Here is a 17158-nt window from a genome sequence, read left to right on the forward strand (position 1 = left end):
CTCGCTGCTCAGGAGGTTCCCGTGCCCCGTTTTTCCGTGATCATTCCCTACTACAACGGTTCTGCGCACCTACCCACCTTGGTGCGCACCCTCGAACCCCATGACGTGGAGGTGATTGTCGTTGACGATGCCTCTACGCGCCGGCACGCGCAGAACCTCAAGCACGTCGCAGAAAAACACGGGTGGATACGCCTGCGGCAACCAAAAAACCAAGGACCCGGCCCCGCGCGTAACCGCGCGATCCAAGCAGCCACCGGGGAATACCTGATTTTCCTGGACGCCGACGATCAACTTGCCCCCTCAATAACCCAACAACTGGAACGAGTCGTGGCTGCCCACGAACCCGACATCATTGCCTACGACCTGCACGCAGTGACCCCGAAAACGGACTTCACCTACCCCATGGTCGCCGGTGAGCAAGCGGGCTGGGTGGAGCCGAGTGCCGCGCTTGCACTAATCATGGGCATAACTTCGGGTAAATGCTACCGGCGCGAACTTGTGACCGAAAACGACCTGCGGTTCGCACCGTTGCGCCGCCACGAAGACACGGTCTTCACAAAAACGGCGTGTGCGCGAGCAGAAAAAATCTACTACCTACCCGAACCCCTGTACCAGTACTCCGTGGACCCCGGATCCCTATCTGCGCGCAACCGGGCGATAACAATTGAGAACTCGTTCGCGGCCTTCAGTTTTATTGCCCAGCACGTTGGGGACCGTTACCCGGACGCGTTGGAATACGTTTACATTCAAGAAGTGATCATGTCGTGCGTGATGCAGGTGAACCGGGCGCGGCTTAGCGGGCAGAAAATGCGGACGCTATTTGACAAGTTTGAGGCCCAATACCCGCACTGGAGCAGCAACCCGTTCTTGCGCTCGCGGGCACCACTGCGGTATCAACTAATGGCACAGCTGGTGCACCACCGCAGTACTTGCGGTCTGAGGGCACTGATGCTTGCCGACGCCGCTGCCCGCAAAATCCGCGGCGTTAACTAACGGTTGTACCCGTGTTCTGGCCTTGTTTTGCACACATGGTGGCTGCATTCACCTCCGGGCGACGCTCCCCATGCGCGCTGCCAGGGCAGGGCTTACTTCATGATTAGTTCAACCAGGATGTTGATTGAGTTCAGGATCGACTGACCCTTACCCCGCGAATAATCCGTGTACCGAATGTGCGTGGGCATCTCTTTCCACTTCAAGCCGGTGCCAAGCAGCGCGTACACAATCTCGGTTGCGTGCGCCATCCGGTTTTGCTTCAAATTCACCTGCATCGCCGCATCCCTGCGGATCGCACGCAGCCCATTGTGCGCATCCGTTAACACCGCCCCGGTGCGCAAACGCGTGATGAACGCTACGAAACGAAGCATAATGCGCTTAATGAGCCCAGCCTCAAGCTTGCCACCCAAAAAACGGGACCCGAACACGAACCCTAAATCTTCCTTCTCAGCAGCCTGCACCATCGCAAGCGCATCGTTCACATCGTGCTGACCATCCGCGTCAAACGTCACCAAGTACCGGCCATCAGTTTGAGTGAGGAAAAAATCAATCCCCGTTTGCAACGCCGCTCCCTGCCCCAAGTTAACCGGGTGGGTAGCCACGTAAGCACCCGCAGCATGAGCCTCCTGGGCAGAATTGTCGCGCGAACCATCATCTACGCAAATAATGTTCGGAAAAGTACGCTTGGCTTCTTCAATTACGTTCCTAATTACTGTGCCCTCGTTGTAAAGGGGAATAACTAACCACGTTTTATCTACCAAGCTCATGCTCCTCATTGTGCCATGAAAAACCCGTAATCCACGCATTCGAAGTGTGATCCACATCGATTTCCAAGCAAACCCGTGGGCGGGTAAACTCGAAGCAGTCAACATAAAGGGAGACGTATGGCAACGGTTGTTAGTAGTGCTGACGTATCTGCAGACGCCCAGTTGGGTGACGGCGTTAAAGTTTGGCACCTCGCGCAAGTTAGAGAACACGCGCAGTTAGGTGAAAACTGCATCATAGGCAGAGGCGCCTATATTGGTGAGGGCGTGCGGATGGGCAATAACTGCAAAGTTCAAAACTACGCCCTCGTGTACGAACCCGCTGTGATCGAAGATGGGGTGTTCATCGGACCGGCCGTGGTACTCACTAACGACCACTTTCCCCGTGCCGTAAACCCCGACGGCACCATCAAATCCGCGTCCGACTGGGACAGCGTGGGAGTGACCATCAAAGAAGGAGCCGCCATTGGGGCGCGCAGCGTATGCGTCGCCCCCGTGACCATTGGCCGTTGGGCCACCGTAGCAGCCGGAGCGGTAGTGACGCGCGACGTGCCCGACTTCGCACTGGTAGCTGGTGTGCCCGCAAAAAGAATCGGTTGGGTCGGAAAAGCTGGAGCGCGATTAGAAGACCGCGGTGACGGCGTGTTCGTCTGCCCGCAGACCGGTTCGCGATACCGTGAAGTAAACGAAGATCAACTGAAAGAGGAAAACTCTAATGAGTGACATGATTCCCGCTGCTCACCCCCTGATTGGTGAGGATGAGATTGAGGCAGTTTCCGAGGTACTGCGTTCCGGCATGGTTGCGCAAGGACCTCAGGTGGCAGCGTTTGAAGAAGAATTCTCTAACCAAATGGTTTCGGGTGCGCACAGTGTAGCGGTGAACTCCGGTACCTCCGCGCTTCACATTGGGTTGCTCGCCAGCGGAATCGGCCCAGGGGACGAAGTGATCGTTCCGTCTTTCACGTTCGCTGGTACCGGTAACTCGGTTGCCATCACGGGTGCCTCCCCGGTGTTTGCGGACATTGAACTCGACTACTACTGCCTGGATCCGCAGGCGGTTGAAGCGGCAATCACCCCGAAGACGCGCGGCATCATGCCGGTGCACCTGTACGGGCACCCCGCGAATATGCCGGCTTTGAAAGAAATCGCGCAAAAACACGACCTCATGCTGTTTGAAGACGCAGCCCAAGCCCACGGCGCGGGAATTGACGGGCAGAAAGTAGGTACGTTCGGTACGTTTGGCGCGTTCTCGTTCTACCCCACTAAGAACATGACGTCCGGTGAGGGCGGGATGATCACTACGGGTGATGACGAACTGGCGCGCAAAGCCCGGCTGATCCGCAACCAGGGGATGGAAAAGCGCTACGCGAACGAACTCGTGGGCCTTAACAACCGGATGACGGACATTCACGCGGCAATCGGGCGGACGCAGCTGAAGAAGGTGGAAGCGTGGACGAAGAAGCGGCAAGAAAACGCTGCATTCCTCACGCAGAACCTGGAAGGCGTAGTGACCCCCAAGGTGGCGCCGGGCGCGGAACACGTTTACCACCAGTACACGATCCGCGTGGAAGACACGGACCGGGATCGGTTCATGGAGGCGCTGCGTGATGAATACCAGATCGGCTCCGGCGTGTACTACCCGATTCCAAACCACCGCCTCCCCTCGTTGGCTCCGTACGCCCCGAACCTTGAGCTGCCCGCCACGGAAGAAGCAGCGAAGCACGTGGTGTCCCTGCCGGTTTACCCCTCGCTCACACAAGAAGAGCTTGACCGCATCGTCACCGCGGTGAACGCGCTCGCTAAGGCAGGTGCGTAATGACTAAGCTGCGCGTAGGTGTACTCGGCCTGGGGTCGATGGGCCGCCATCACGTTCGGAACGTGCGTGAAAATGATGACGTCGACTTGGTGGCAATTGCAGATCCTAACGGCGACAGGTTCGAAGTTGCCCAGGGGATGGAAGTGCTTTCGGGCGTAGACGAAATGATCGACGCGGGTATTAACGCGGCGATCGTTGCGGTGCCAACTGTTTATCACCATGAGGCTGCGTTGAAACTCGCACAGGCCGGGGTGCACACGATGGTGGAAAAACCCCTGGCGGCGTCCCTGGAGCAGGGCACGGAAGTGGTGGAAGCGTTTGAGGAAGCCGGCCTGGTGGGCGCGGTTGGGTACGTGGAACGCTGCAACCCCGCACTGCTGGAAATGCGGCGCCTACTGTCTGAGAACTTTCTGGGGGAGATCTACCAGATTTCTACCCGGCGCCAGTCACCATTCCCCGCGCGGATTTCTGACGTTGGGGTAGTTAAGGACCTGGCGACCCACGACGTAGACTTAACCGCTTGGGTTGCGGGTTCACCCTACAAGTCCGTGTATGCGCAAACTTCGTACCGTTCTGGCCGCGAGTTTGAAGACATGGTGACCGCGTCCGCACGGCTAGAAAACGGTGTGCTCGTGTCGCACCTGGTTAACTGGCTGACTCCGTTTAAAGACCGGATGACGATTGTTACCGGTGAGCGGGGCGCGCTGGTGGCGGACACGGCGATGAGTGACCTGACGTTCTACGAGAACGGTAAGTTCCCCCTCGAGTGGGAGCAGATCGCTGCGTTCCGCGGTGTTTCCGAAGGCGTGGTAACCCGGTTCGCGTTGATTAAACGCGAACCACTGCGGGTGGAGCACGAACACTTCTTTGACGCGATCCAAAATGGTGGGTCCGAGCACGTGTCGATGCGTGAGGGGCTGCAAACCATGCGGGTTGTGGAAGCGGTGTTGCGTTCCGCAGAGTCGGGTGAAGCGGTTCAACTCTAAGTGTTCACGCGGATAAAAGAATACGTAAAAACGGTGAGTGAATCCTCACCGTTTTTACGTCACGTCCTCACCCTGGTTTCTGGTACCGCTATCGGCCAGGTAATCGTGTTCTTAATGATGATGATCATCACCCGGATGTACGGCAGCCAAGCGGTTGGGGAACTTGCCTTGTTCAACTCCTTCGTGGGCATCATCGTTGCGGTAGGTGCGGGCCGCTACGACATGGCATTGATGCTGGAGCACGATGATCGCAACGCGAAGGTCATGCTGCTGCTAGCGTTGCGGCTGCTGGCGTTCTCCGCGGCGGTCGCGACGTTGGTTTTGGTGCTGGCGCGCCCACTTTTGGCTCAGCATTTTACGCCCGCGCTGTCGCGCATGATACCCCTGGTGGGCGTCGCGGCTTTCTTGCTGGGTGGGATGGCTGCGATCCAGTTTTGGTTTAACCGCAAAACTGAGTACAAGACCATCGCTTTGAATCGTCTGAACCAGCAGGTGGGGTCTACGGGAAGCCAAGTAGCCGTGGGGGCCGTGGGGTTCCGTGGTCTGCCCGGTATGGTCACTGGATTAATTGCGGGCTACGCGATCGCGTTCACGTCGATTATGGTGCGGGCAAAGGATTTTCGCCGGCTCGACACGAAGGGTGCGGATTCAATGCGTACGCTTGCGCGTAAGCACTGGAAGATGCCGGTGTTGAACGGGCCGAACGCGCTGGTGGATGCGCTGCGGTTAAATGGTATTAACTTACTGATCGGGATGGCGGACGCGTCGGCATTGGGTCAGTACGACATTGCTAACCGCGTGGTGAACGTGCCGGTGATCTTAATTAACTCCGCGGTTTCGCAAGTGTTCTTCCAAAAACTTTCGCTGGTTAAACCGGGGGACATGTACCGCGAGGTGAAGAACGCGGTGGTGCGATCCATCAAGATTGGAGTGCTACCGTTCGCTGCCCTGTACGTGGTGGCGCCCTGGTTGCTGCCATTCGTGTTTGGTTCGCAGTGGGCAGATTCGGGGTATTACGCGCAGGCACTGATTCCGGGGGTGGCGATGCTGCTGATCACCTCCCCGATTTCAACGATGTTCGTGGTCACCGGGACCCAGCACTGGCTACTTGGTTTCGCCGTATTCTATGCGGCGGCTCCACTGGCTTGGCTGTGGTTCTCTCCGTTCGAACTGCTGCCCACGGTTTACGGTTTGGGTGCCGTCCTGTTCGTGTGCCTTGTGATCATGACGACCATGTCGCTTATCGCCGCTAAACGCTACGACCGTAAGGGAACTGACGCGCAGTAGTTAGTGCCCGGCAAGTTCCTGGTACAGCTGCTGGTATTGGCGGGCAATGGTGTGGGGTTCGAACCGGTCACCTACGGTTGCGGCGATTTCTTGGGCGCTGAGGTTCTGGGTGCGCCGGTGGACGTCTTCGATCGCGTCCGCGTATGCCACCGGGTCTTGAACCGGTACGGTTGCGCCCACGCGCGGGTCAATGTACTCACCTTGACCACCGTTCGCACCCACCACCAGGGGCCGGCCGTTAACAATCGATTCCGCTGCGGCCACAAAGAAGTTATCGGCCCGAGTGGGGCCAAAGAACATGTCCGCCTCCCCGAGGGCAACCCGCACTTCAGCAGGCGATTTAGTGCCCGGGAAGGTGGCGTTCACACCGAGTTCCTTAACGAGCTGTTGCGCCGATTCCCTCAAGGGGCCTTCTCCAAGCCACGTTAACGACACCGCATGCCCGCGATCTTGCAGTACCTTCAGTGTTTTTACCGCGACAATCGGGTCTTTGCGTTCAATCAACGCGCCCGTGCAGATCAGTCGCAAGTCTTTCGGATCAGGCCGGCGCGGCATCAACCGGGTTGGTGAAGGCACCTGGCACGGAATAATCTCAATGCGTTTACTGCGCGCTGGGCTGATTGCGTCCGCTAAGAACTGGCATACGGAAACCGTTACGTCCGGCAGTGCGGACATCTTCAACAGGTACGGCAGCAGTTTCTGTTCGCGCTCACTCAGGGTACTGGGCGTAGTTATGGCAGACCAGTGCTCGGTATGCACCCACGGCTGCTTCGGGCGTTTGAAAACAAACGGTTCGATTGCGCTCAGGGCTTGCGTGTGCACGATGTCCGCTCCCTCAAGATAAGGGGTGAGCGAAGCTCGGGCCCGCACCATATCCACCGGGTTCTTAGTAGACATCGGGATTCGGATAGTGCGGATCCCCTCAACGTAGGTTTGTCGCACGCCATCGTCCTCATGCGGAGGAACTAGATGCAACACCAGAATATCCAAGCCCGCACGCTGGAACGCGGTGGCATCTTTCAACACGAACGAACCAGAAACGGGATTGACCCGGGTTGGAAACCATGGCGTGACAATAGCGATACGCAACTGCATCCTCCAGCGGATATCAAAAGACTACGAAGCGTTTATAGACTACCATGCTGATGAGGGACAATTTGGGCGCAACCATAAGAGGGGAAGCATGAATCAGCTAGTTCTGGTGCTTACAGATTTTTTTCCGTACGAAGTAGGAGAAGAGTTCTTTGAGCAAGAAATAGGGTACTTAGCTGATGCGGTTGATGAGGTACTGTGCGTGCCCATGCGGGCGCACAAACCCGACCGGCAAACCCGCGCCCTACCAAAGAACGCAAGTGCGGTACTGCCAGGTCGACCGTTCAGCGACAACAAGTGGGTTACCGCTGGCGCGTACTTGCCGAAACTCATGGCCACGTGCCCGGAACTAGTGGACTGGAGTAACTGGCGTAAACCTGAATGGATCATGATGGATATCCGATTCGGCACCCACGCTTTAGAGGTCTACGAGCGGGTGTCGAAAGCGCTTAAAGACAAGGATTTCTCACAGTACTCATCCGTAGTGCTGTACTCCTACTGGTTCTACACGGGCGTGGCCGTAGCGCAGCAGCTCAAAGAGAATGAGTTCAAAGGGATTCCGGTTACGATCATGTCGCGCGCCCACGCCTACGATGTGGACGAAGACGATTCGCCCCGTGGTTACCTACCCGCCCGCCCGTATTTAATGCAGGTGGTTAACCGGGTGTGTGCGATTTCAAATTATTCTGAGGAGATTTTGAAACGGCGCGTTCCCCAACTGGCCCACAAAGTTGCGGTGCGTCGGCTGGGGGTTCCGCAAGGACGGCGGGTACGCCGCACCCGTAAACCCCCGTTTTGGATAGTCAGCTGCTCGCACCTGGCTGATTACAAGCGTATTGAGCTGCTCATTGAGTCGCTCGCGGTGCTGGAAAGCTGGGGGTACCGTTTCCGGTGGACGCACGTGGGGGAGCGGGACCACGAGAAGATTGCGGCTAAGCAGGCGTTGGTGAAAGAACTGGGGATCCGCAACGAGGTGGAGTTCACCGGTTACATTCCTAACGAGCAGGCGCGCGCCCTTTATGCAAATCCGGATATGAGCTTGTTCGTGAACTCTTCGACCGGCGAGGGTGTGCCCGTTTCGATTATGGAGGCGCAGGCTTATGGACTGCCAGTGGTGGCGACCTCTTCGGGTGGTACCGCGGAGATCGTGCACGATCAGAGTAACGGGGTTGTGGTCCCGGTTGATTGCACTGCAGAGGATTTTGCGCAGGCGATGCGCCAGGTTATCGATAGTGATGATGAGCAGTATCAAAGCATGTGCATCGCTGCGCACGACACGTGGGATGCGATGTCGAACGCTAAACGGCAGTACCGGTGGATGGCTAACGACATTGCTAACCGGCTGAGGCAAACCGCGAAGTAATGCGAGACAAACCGCGAACTAACGTTAGTAGCATGGCGCGTGAAATGCGACACTTGTGGTAGCAAATTGAGGGGATTTTCGTTCATGGACTTATAAAATTACGTCCATGACATATCCAGATGTGGTACTTGCGTATCGATACAGTTCCGGCAGTTTCGAGGTCCGACTCGCAGCCGCCGGGTGGCGCAAGATTGAGGGCACTGATTCGCAAGGTAACGCCTACACGCTGTTTTGGCGCTCTAACTACCACAACGTTGCGCCGCAGGGGTTTTCGATAGAACAACTGCAACGCTGGGCGACGCGGCAAACCGGGATGTTCGCCGCCGTAGTGGTTTGCGCAAACGAGGTCGCGATAGTGACGAACCGGTCGCGCGCGTACTCTGTGCTGTTTGCCCACGCCGCAGGTAAGTGGGTGATTGCCGACCGGCCTGAGCCGCTGCAAAATGAGTTTGGGCTCAACGCGTTGAACCGCGCTGCTGCAGCGGAGTTTGCGCACACCAGCTTCGTTGTTGGCACCGACACGTTGCTGCAGGGCGTGAGTGCGGCGCCAGCGGGCAGCGTGATTACCCTCAGGCCAAAAAATGGGAAAGATAGCGGGGAAGGGACGGTAGAAATCCGTCCCTACCACATGCACGGTTACGGACCTGAGGAGGTTACGGACCCCGTGCAGATGTCCCAAACGATGAAGCGGGCGCTGGAAGTGGTGCTGCGCCGCACGATGGAGTATGCGGATGGGCGGCAGTTGCTGATTCCGCTTTCGGGTGGGATTGATTCGCGGCTGCTGGTGGCGTTACTGAGCCGGGCGAAATACCCGAATCTGCGCGCGTTTACGTACGGTAAAACGGGTAGTAGCGAGGTCGCGATTTCGCGGCAAGTAGCGGACCGTTTTGGCGTGAGTTGGGTTGGTATCGATTTGGATCCGCGTGAGGTTCGCCGAAGCTGGGCTGGGAGCGAGGCGAAACGGTTTGTTGAGTACTGTTGGGACGCGCAGGCGCTGCCGCATATTCAGGATTGGTATGCGCTGTCGCAGCTAAGGGCGCGTGGTCTGGTGGATGAGGATGCGGTGGTTTTGCCGGGGCACACGGTGGTGGGCGTGTGGCACGATGAGCTAAGTGAAACCCGTTTGGGAGAGCGGGTGGATACGCCTACGGGGGAGCTGGTGGAGATCATTAGCCGGCACCACTATATGCTGCGGGGCGAACCCTTGTTTGGCGCCAGGTGTGGGTATTCGAAGGCGAAGATTGAGCGCTTTATTGAGGACTACCGCGCGTTCGCTAGCGTGCCGAGCCGAGTTAATATTGTGGAAGCATTTGATGTGTTGAACCGGCAGTCGAAGTACATTAATAACTCCATGCGGGCGTACGAGTTTTTTGGCTACGGTTGGGATCTGCCGATGTGCGATGTGGAAATGTGGCAGGTGTGGAACCAGGCGGGGGCGGTGTTTCGCGATAATGCGCGCACGTGGTACCGCGAGTTTACGGATGCGCTTGTGGCGGATGAACCTGTGGAAGGCGTGTTTGGAGGGCGTCAGACGCAGGCGTGGGCGCAAGAGCAGCTGAAGTATCAGGGTGCGCCAGTAGATCGGATTCCCCCGGCTTTGCGCCGCGTGCTGATTCCGTTGCTGATCAAGATTGGTCTGCGCCACAAGCTCAACCGGATGTCCAGTGTTGTGACGGAGATGCGTCACCCAATGGCGTTCGAAGCGCTGTGCGGAAATCTGTCGCAACGTGAGATTGGCCTCCGTCTGTTGGGTGGGATGCGTCAGATTGGCCTTTATTGCGAGCTGTTTTTGGATAATCAGTGGAATCAAGCAAATGTGGTGCCTCCGCTACGGTAGGTGATGGGGGCAGGTAGAGTGCTAGACTCGGCTAAGTTGTATCCACTTTGTGTTCAGCTGGTGTACCGCGCGACGAATTGAAGGGATCTGTCCATGCCTGCCTGCGTATTTCATACGCCCTATGCTCTTGAGCCGGAACGGGTTTCTGCATCAGCTATCCGCCCTATTAAGATGCGTAATGCGTTGGAAGAAGCGGGGTACAAAGTATTTGAGATTACTGGCCACGCGCGTGAGCGGCGGGCGCGGTTGCGGTATTTGCGTGAGCACATGGATAACGGTTTGCGCATTGATTTTGTTTACAGTGAGAACGCGACGATTCCACCGTCCATTACGGAACCGAAGCACCTGCCGGTGTATTTGGGGTTGGATCGGGCAATTTTTCGTTTTTTCCACCAGCAGGGCGTGCCGGTAGGGGTTTTTTACCGCGATATTTATTGGAAGTTCGATTCTTTGTGGCGCAGCCAGGTGGGAGCGTTGGCGTGGCCGCTGACCAAGTTGTATCAGCACGAGGTAGCTACGTATAACAAGTATGCGGATGTGGTGTATTTGCCAAGCCGGCGCATGGAAGCGTTTGTGCCTGAGTTGCACGCTACCACCTTGGAGTTACCGCCGGGCGGGCAGCTGCGTGGAGATGGCCAGGTGCCGGCGCATTTTAATGTTTTTTACACGGGTAGTATTACCGGGCAGTACCGGTTGAAGCCACTTACCCAAGCGGTAGCAGATTTGCCTGAGGTCCGAGCAACTCTGTGTGTTCCGCGCAATCAGTGGAACGAGCATGGGCATGAGTACCCGGCTTGTGAGCGCATTCAGGTGTCGCATGCGTCTGGCGATGGGTTGGACCCGCTATATGATGCTGCGTCTGTTGCGTTCGTGGGGTTGGATTCGCAGTACGGTAGTTTTGCGCAGCCGGTAAAGTTTTATGAGTATTTGGCTGCGGGTAAGCCGGTGGTTGCGAACACGGGAACACTGGTTGCGGAACTGGTTGAGCAGATGAATGTGGGGTGGGTTGTGAACAATGAAGTGGCTGATTTGAAACGGTTGTTGGCCCGCCTGCAGTCTGATCCGCAGGAGGTTAAGGCGGCGACGCAGCGGGTGCTGGCGTTGCGGCACCAGCATACGTGGGTTGCGCGTGCTCGGCAGGTGGCGCGCGACCTGATGGGAGGGGCAGCATGATCGCTTACGTGGCTTCGCGGATTTTTATGCCAGAACCAGCAGCAGCGTCGTTTCGACTAAAAGCCTTAGCTGACGCCTTGTCAGAAAAATGTGTTACGCGGGTTTTAACCACCAGAACTGAATCTGAAGCCGAGGAACAGGCTTTTGACGCGAGCGTCCCCTTCGAGGTCAAACGTTTCCCAGTTTTGCGCGATAAGACGGGTTACGTGCGCGGGTACCTGCAGTACATGTCGTTCGACATTCCACTGTTTTTCCGCCTTCTGGGCCTCCCCTCGGATGCCGTGGTGGTAAATGAGCCGCCACCAACCACGGGGGTGGTTACCGCTGCCGCTGCGCTTTTGAAGCGCTTCCGGCACGTGTATTACGCGGCAGATATTTGGTCTGACGCTTCCGAGTCCACCGGGGTGCCACCGATTGTGGTGCGCGCGGTTCGGGCAATGGAATCTTTCGCGATGCGACGGGCAGATGCAGTAATCGCGGTGAGTGATGGCGTGGCCCAGCGTTGCCGTGAACTGGGGGCAAAGCGGGTTGTAGTGGTCCCCAACGGGGTGGATACGCAGGTATTAACTCCCGAGGGGCCGTGCGGGCCTGTGGACGGCGAGTACTTTATTTACGCTGGCACCACCTCGGAGTGGCAGGGGGCTGACGTTTTTATTCGTGCTGTACGTAAGGTGTGGGAGACTGCTCCGCAAACAAAGGTTGTTTTTGTGGGGCAGGGAGCAGACTGGCAGCATTTGCAAGAGGTGGCTGACGGGGATGAGCGCATCATTTTCCGTGATCTCATGCCGCCGCAGGAAGTGGCGAAGTACTACCGTGGGGCAGTGGGGAACCTAGCGTCTATTAAACCCGGTTTAGGCTACGATTTTGCGTATCCGACTAAGATTTTGGCGGGTTTGGCATGCGGCACTCCCGTTGTGTACGCCGGCCCGGGCCCTGCCGTAGATGATATTGGCCAGTATGATTTGGGGGTTGCGTGCGCCCATGACGTTGAGGCTGTTGCCGATGCAATGCTGCAGGTGATGAATGGTCAGCTAGACCGGTCTCGGTTACATCGGTGGGTGGTGGAACATCGCTCTACGAAGAAGACGGGGTTGGATGCCGCGAAGGTCGTTTTGGAGGCGATGAATGGCTGAGTTGGGCACACTGCTGTGGCTATCGGTTCTTGCAGTGGCGGTAGCGTTCCTACCCGGTGCCCTGTGTGTAAGACTGCTGGGGTTGCGTGGCTTGAGCATGTGGGCGGTAGCGCCGGCGTGGACCGCGGGGCTAACGACCGCGGCCTCACTGGCATTCTCGTTCCTTTCTATCCGCTGGTCACCGGTGTCTTTCGCAGTGTTTTTTGCCGTATCCGTGGTGCTGTGCGGGGCTTTGGGGCTGCTGGTACTCGGGCGTGAGCGGGTGGTACACGGTGCTTTTGCCGGGCACGTGTATGTGCGGATGAGTAGGCGCGACAAGGTATTGTTGACCGCCTTTATTGTGGTGGCGGCGCTATTGATGTGGGTGCCGATCACGTTTGCTTCCGGGCTGGATTTACCACCGCAGCAGAATGATCCGATTTACCACATGTCGGCTGCGCAAGGCATTCTTAACACGGGGGATGCTTCGCCCCTAACCGCGTTCCGTTCCATGTACGGCCTGGGTAGGGCTGCAGCGATTTACCCGGCGGTTTGGCATCAGTTGACGGCGTTGATAGCTACGCCTTCGACGGTGGTGTTGGCTTCGAAAGCAGTGCTTTTGGCCGTGTGCCTCATCTGGCTGGTGACGATGGCTTCGTTAGCACAGGTGGGGCTGCCCCGGTTGTGGGGGGCGCCGTTTTACGTGGTGGGCCTCGCGTCGATTTTGCCGGTGTTTCCCGTGTACTTCTTGGTTACTACCGCGCGGTGGCCGAACGCGTTGGGGCTGGCGATTGTGCCGGGGTTAATTGCGTTTGCGTTAACGTTTTTTAGGGCAATTCGCAGGCCTGAGGATGATCCGAGCCACCACGTACGCGTGTTAATAATTCAAGGTTTGCTGCTGGTGCTAGCGGTTGCGGGTGCGACCGCCGCGTATCCCGCTACGTTCTTCGCGTTGACGGTCACGTTGTCTGCAGGCGTGCTGGTGGGGAATGCGCGCGTTTGGTTTACGTCTTGGACGTTTAAGCAAAAGATTGTGCGTTCGTCTGCGATTGTGATCGGATTGCTGGCGGTGCTCATTGTGCCACTGATGAACACGAGTATTTCGAACATGCTGGAGTATAGCCAGAGCGTGGATTGGCACAATCCGATTTTTAAACTGTGGTCAGCAGTGTCGTTCTTTCCCCGTGGAGGCGGCGGGATCGTCCTCAAGCTGGTTTTGCTGGTAATGGGGGCCGCGATTTTGCTGGGGGTAGTGCTTGCTTGGCGCGCGGGTTACCTCAGGTGGCTTTCGGTGTCTTGGGCGATACTCACGTTGCTGCTGCTCAGCACCATGTTCCCTCTGGGAATCATCTCTATGTACGCCAGCGTGTTCTACGCGTCCACCTACCGGGTTATGCCGATTCTAGCGATCCCATGTTTGCTGTTAGCGGCGCTCACTGTGCACCTGGTTGTTACTGGCAGAGTGGGTGATGGGAAGCTGAGCCGGGCTGTGCGAAGGCGCGTGCAGTTTTCCCCTAAGAAGCCGGTTATTGTGGCTACCTGCGTGCTCATGTTGCTGGGAGCGGGGTTGCATGCACCGAACCGCGTGGCGGATGCGCACACGCTGTACGAACCGGGGCCGGATGATTTGTATGATCTGGCGGATGCGTCTGAGCTGGCGATGATTAAACGGGTTCCCGCTGAGGTGGAACCTGGGTACAAGGTACTGGGGGAGCCATCTAATGGTTCTGTGCTGCTGTATCCGATGGAGAACGTGCCCGTGGTTTATAAGCAGTTGGAGTACTGGTCGGTCTCCCAGCCGGATGAGGAGAACATGTATTTGGCGAACAATTTCTGGCGGATCCACACGGATCCTCGGGTTTGCCATATTTTGAAGAAGTACAAGATCCGCTACTTCTACTCAGATAAGATGAGGCGATTCCCCGTCCCCTCCCAGCTGCGGCGCGGACCTGGAATGTACAACGTTGACCTGTCCAAAGGCTTCACTTTGTTGGATGAGGGTGGGAGCGCTAAGTTCTGGCAGATTGATGCGTGCGGCCGCTGGTAGCGCTAATGCGGTCTCCAATGGGAGCCCCAGCATTGCCGGTGGGAGAGTTTCCGAACGCGCAAGCTGGGAAAGGGGTTACTGCTGCGCGAGGAGTGTTTCGATAACTTTCTGTGCAGCACTGCCGTCCCCGTAGGGGGCAACATCCGTGTACGTGGGGCGTGGGCGCATTGCTGCGGACACGAGGTCGTCACCGGGGTTAACCAGCACGTTCCACCCCAGCTCAACAGTTTCTACCCACTCGGTTTCCGTGCGCACAGTTGTGCATGGAGTTCGCAGTAAGAACGCTTCTTTCTGCAGGCCGCCGGAATCCGTGATCACCCCGCGTGCATGCAGGCACGACGCCACCAGATCGGGGTACGCCAACGGGGGGTGGGAAAGCAAGTGCCCACGTTTAAGCGCCAGCCCATGTTCTTTCGCCTTCGCAACCAGCCGCGGGTGGGCCAACAAAACAACCGGTGCATCCACCCGGGCCAGCGACTCTAACACGGCGTCCAACTGCTCTTTCGAATCCGTGTTGGCAGGCCGGTGAATCGTCGCTAGGAAGTACTCTCCCTCCGAGAAACCGAACTTCTCCATAATTGGTGAGGGCCGGTGCGCCACCGAATCGCGCGTTTCAAACAACACGTCCGTCATCACATCGCCCACCACTTTAGTGCGAGCTGCTAGCCCCTCAGACGCTAAATGCTGCGCAGCCACCTCAGTGGGCGCCAAAAGTAAATCGGAACAGTGGTCAGTAACCACGCGGTTAATCTCCTCGGGCATATCCCGGTTAAAAGACCGCAAACCGGCCTCAAGGTGCGCAACCTTAAAATGCAATTTAACGGCGGAAAGGGAAGCCGCTAACGTTGAGTTCGTATCCCCGTACACCAACACCCAGTCGGGCCGGTGCTTTTCTAAAATGTCGTCCAGCGCCGCCAGCATCGCGCCCGTCTGCTTGCCGTGCGAACCAGACCCAACGCCCAGGTGCTCATCGGGCTTAGGGATCCCCAGATCCTCAAAGAAAACATCTGAAAGCATCGGATCGTAGTGCTGACCCGTGTGAACCACCGTGTGCTCAACACCCGCAGCCGCAGCCGCATGCGCAATCGGAGCTAACTTCACAAACTGAGGGCGCGCCCCCACGACAGACATAAGCTTCATGACTACTAGTTTACACAGCGCAAGAAACAGGCCTGCACGCTACTCAAACCGCACCCGGGCACGACTGAACAGTAATGCCCCGCAACCTAGTCGCAACCATCAATAGGGGGTCTGGTTCGCGGTTGCACAGCCATTTATAATATTGGAAGCTGTAGAATCGATTCAGCACATGAACGATCGGAAGGGTATCAATGCGCGTAGCAGTAGTTGCAATGGGGAAAATCGGCTTACCACTAGCCGTTCAGTTCGCAGAAAGTGGCCAAGAAGTCATCGGTGTGGATGTGAACCAGAAAACCGTCGACACCATTAACGAAGGTAAAGAACCCTTTCCTGGGGAAGCGCACCTGGCAGAAAAACTAGCGCAACTAGTTCCCGCAGGAAAACTGCGCGCAACCACTGACTACGCGGAGGCGATCCCAGACGCAGACGCGGTCGTTATCGTAGTGCCCCTGTTCGTCAACGACGAAACGTGGGAACCAGACTTCAAGTGGATGGACGCAGCCACGAAATCACTGGCTGAACACCTCACGGCAAACACCCTCATCTCATACGAAACCACCCTGCCTGTCGGCACCACGCGGGGACGCTGGAAACCGATGATAGAAGAAATCTCAGGTCTCAAAGAAGGCAGCGATTTCCACCTCGTGTTCTCACCCGAACGCGTACTCACCGGCCGCGTCTTCCAAGATCTGCGCCGCTACCCGAAACTGATTGGCGCACTCACAGAAGAAGGCGCAAAACGCGCGCACGAGTTCTACGAAACCGTGCTCACCTTCGATGAGCGCCCCGACCTACCGCGCGAAAACGGGGTGTGGGACCTGGGGACAGCAGAAGCATCCGAAATGGCTAAGCTTGCCGAAACCACTTACCGCGATGTGAACATCGGGTTAGCGAACCAGTTCGCAGTTTACGCGGACAAAGTAGGGCTCGACGTGAACGCGGTGATCGATGCGTGCAACTCGCAACCTTACTCGCACATCCACCGCCCTGGCATCGCCGTCGGTGGACACTGCATCCCCGTGTACCCGCGGCTGTACCTATCAACCGACCCCGACGCCTCCGTAGTCCGCACCGCCCGCACGTTCAACGCTGGCATGCCCGCCTACGTGGTGGGGCGTGTAGAAGAGCTCCTCGGTGACCTCAAAGGGCAAACCGTGGCTGTACTCGGTGCCTCCTACCGCGGCGGCGTAAAAGAAACCGCGTTCTCCGGTGTTTTTGAAACCGTGAACCAACTGCGTGAACGCGGCGCGAAGGTACTGGTGCACGACCCCATGTGGACCGACGAAGAACTAGCCGGTTTCGGTTGGGACGCCTACCACCTGGGAGAGGAAGTCACTGCCGCGATCGTGCAAGCCGACCACGCGGAATACAAAACCCTCAAACCCAGCGACCTGCCGGGCATTAAACTACTTTTCGACGGCCGCCGCGTAACCGACCCGCAACTGTGGCAAGGTACGCCACGCATCGTGATCGGTGACCGCGTCCCAGAAGAAACTGGCCACCAGGCGTAACCCAAAGCCCGCGCAGCACAAACCCAGGTGGGCGAGC

The 17158-nt window shown here is 57.4% G+C and carries 14 protein-coding genes; 11 read left to right on the forward strand and 3 right to left on the reverse strand.

What is annotated here, in order from left to right; all coding sequences use genetic code 11:
• Window positions 1-21 precede the first annotated feature (21 nt).
• Window positions 22-993, forward strand: coding sequence for a glycosyltransferase family 2 protein (locus CJ187_RS00815; RefSeq protein ID WP_158237715.1), 972 nt, complete (start codon window positions 22-24; stop codon window positions 991-993).
• A 92-nt stretch (window positions 994-1085) separates the two neighbouring features.
• On the opposite strand, the gene CJ187_RS00820 is transcribed toward CJ187_RS00815, so the two are convergent.
• Complete coding sequence (locus tag CJ187_RS00820; RefSeq protein WP_102216184.1) at window positions 1086-1760, reverse strand: glycosyltransferase family 2 protein; 675 nt, start codon at window positions 1758-1760, stop codon at window positions 1086-1088.
• A gap of 117 nt (window positions 1761-1877) precedes the next feature.
• Here CJ187_RS00820 and CJ187_RS00825 point away from each other — a divergent pair, with 117 nt between their 5' ends.
• Genes CJ187_RS00825 through CJ187_RS00840 form a run of 4 tightly spaced genes read left to right on the forward strand, consistent with a single transcriptional unit; the run spans window position 1878 to window position 5846 of the window.
• Entirely contained in the window at window positions 1878-2480 is a 603-nt protein-coding gene (locus CJ187_RS00825; protein ID WP_102216183.1) for an acyltransferase, read from the forward strand.
• A complete protein-coding gene (locus tag CJ187_RS00830; RefSeq protein WP_102216182.1) occupies window positions 2473-3573 on the forward strand; it encodes a DegT/DnrJ/EryC1/StrS family aminotransferase in 1101 nt (366 codons plus the stop codon). Before CJ187_RS00825 ends, CJ187_RS00830 begins: the two co-directional genes overlap by 8 nt.
• Window positions 3573-4559, forward strand: coding sequence for a Gfo/Idh/MocA family protein (locus tag CJ187_RS00835; RefSeq protein ID WP_102216181.1), 987 nt, complete (start codon window positions 3573-3575; stop codon window positions 4557-4559). The genes CJ187_RS00830 and CJ187_RS00835 overlap by 1 nt, the downstream gene beginning before the upstream one ends.
• Window positions 4560-4592: 33 nt before the next feature.
• Complete coding sequence (locus CJ187_RS00840; protein WP_233187315.1) at window positions 4593-5846, forward strand: lipopolysaccharide biosynthesis protein; 1254 nt, start codon at window positions 4593-4595, stop codon at window positions 5844-5846.
• On the opposite strand, the gene CJ187_RS00845 is transcribed toward CJ187_RS00840, so the two are convergent.
• A complete protein-coding gene (locus tag CJ187_RS00845; RefSeq protein WP_102216575.1) occupies window positions 5847-6935 on the reverse strand; it encodes a glycosyltransferase family 4 protein in 1089 nt (362 codons plus the stop codon).
• Between the two features lie 94 nt (window positions 6936-7029).
• On the opposite strand from CJ187_RS00845, the gene CJ187_RS00850 reads away from it, so the two are divergent.
• The 5 genes from CJ187_RS00850 to CJ187_RS00870 all read left to right on the forward strand — a co-directional run bounded on the left by CJ187_RS00850 (window position 7030) and on the right by CJ187_RS00870 (window position 14470).
• Window positions 7030-8301, forward strand: a complete 1272-nt coding sequence (locus CJ187_RS00850; protein ID WP_102216179.1) for a glycosyltransferase — start codon at window positions 7030-7032, stop codon at window positions 8299-8301.
• 106 nt (window positions 8302-8407) lie between these two features.
• Window positions 8408-10138: an asparagine synthase-related protein gene (locus tag CJ187_RS00855; RefSeq protein ID WP_102216178.1), complete on the forward strand. Its 1731-nt coding sequence runs from the start codon at window positions 8408-8410 to the stop codon at window positions 10136-10138.
• Between the two features lie 93 nt (window positions 10139-10231).
• Window positions 10232-11311, forward strand: coding sequence for a glycosyltransferase family protein (locus CJ187_RS00860; RefSeq protein WP_146003063.1), 1080 nt, complete (start codon window positions 10232-10234; stop codon window positions 11309-11311).
• Window positions 11308-12444 (forward strand): glycosyltransferase, encoded by a 1137-nt coding sequence (locus CJ187_RS00865; RefSeq protein WP_102216176.1) that lies wholly within the window; start codon window positions 11308-11310, stop codon window positions 12442-12444. The genes CJ187_RS00860 and CJ187_RS00865 overlap by 4 nt, the downstream gene beginning before the upstream one ends.
• Complete coding sequence (locus CJ187_RS00870; protein WP_102216175.1) at window positions 12437-14470, forward strand: DUF6541 family protein; 2034 nt, start codon at window positions 12437-12439, stop codon at window positions 14468-14470. The genes CJ187_RS00865 and CJ187_RS00870 overlap by 8 nt, the downstream gene beginning before the upstream one ends.
• A 75-nt stretch (window positions 14471-14545) precedes the next feature.
• Here the strand turns inward: CJ187_RS00870 and wecB are convergent, their stop codons facing one another.
• Window positions 14546-15610: a non-hydrolyzing UDP-N-acetylglucosamine 2-epimerase gene (gene wecB / locus CJ187_RS00875; RefSeq protein ID WP_102216174.1), complete on the reverse strand. Its 1065-nt coding sequence runs from the start codon at window positions 15608-15610 to the stop codon at window positions 14546-14548.
• A 191-nt stretch (window positions 15611-15801) separates the two neighbouring features.
• On the opposite strand from wecB, the gene CJ187_RS00880 reads away from it, so the two are divergent.
• Window positions 15802-17121 (forward strand): nucleotide sugar dehydrogenase, encoded by a 1320-nt coding sequence (locus CJ187_RS00880; RefSeq protein WP_102216173.1) that lies wholly within the window; start codon window positions 15802-15804, stop codon window positions 17119-17121.
• Window positions 17122-17158: the final 37 nt, after the last annotated feature.

Origin of the sequence: Gleimia hominis, assembly GCF_002871945.2 — a bacterium.
Lineage (GTDB): Bacteria > Actinomycetota > Actinomycetes > Actinomycetales > Actinomycetaceae > Gleimia > Gleimia hominis_A.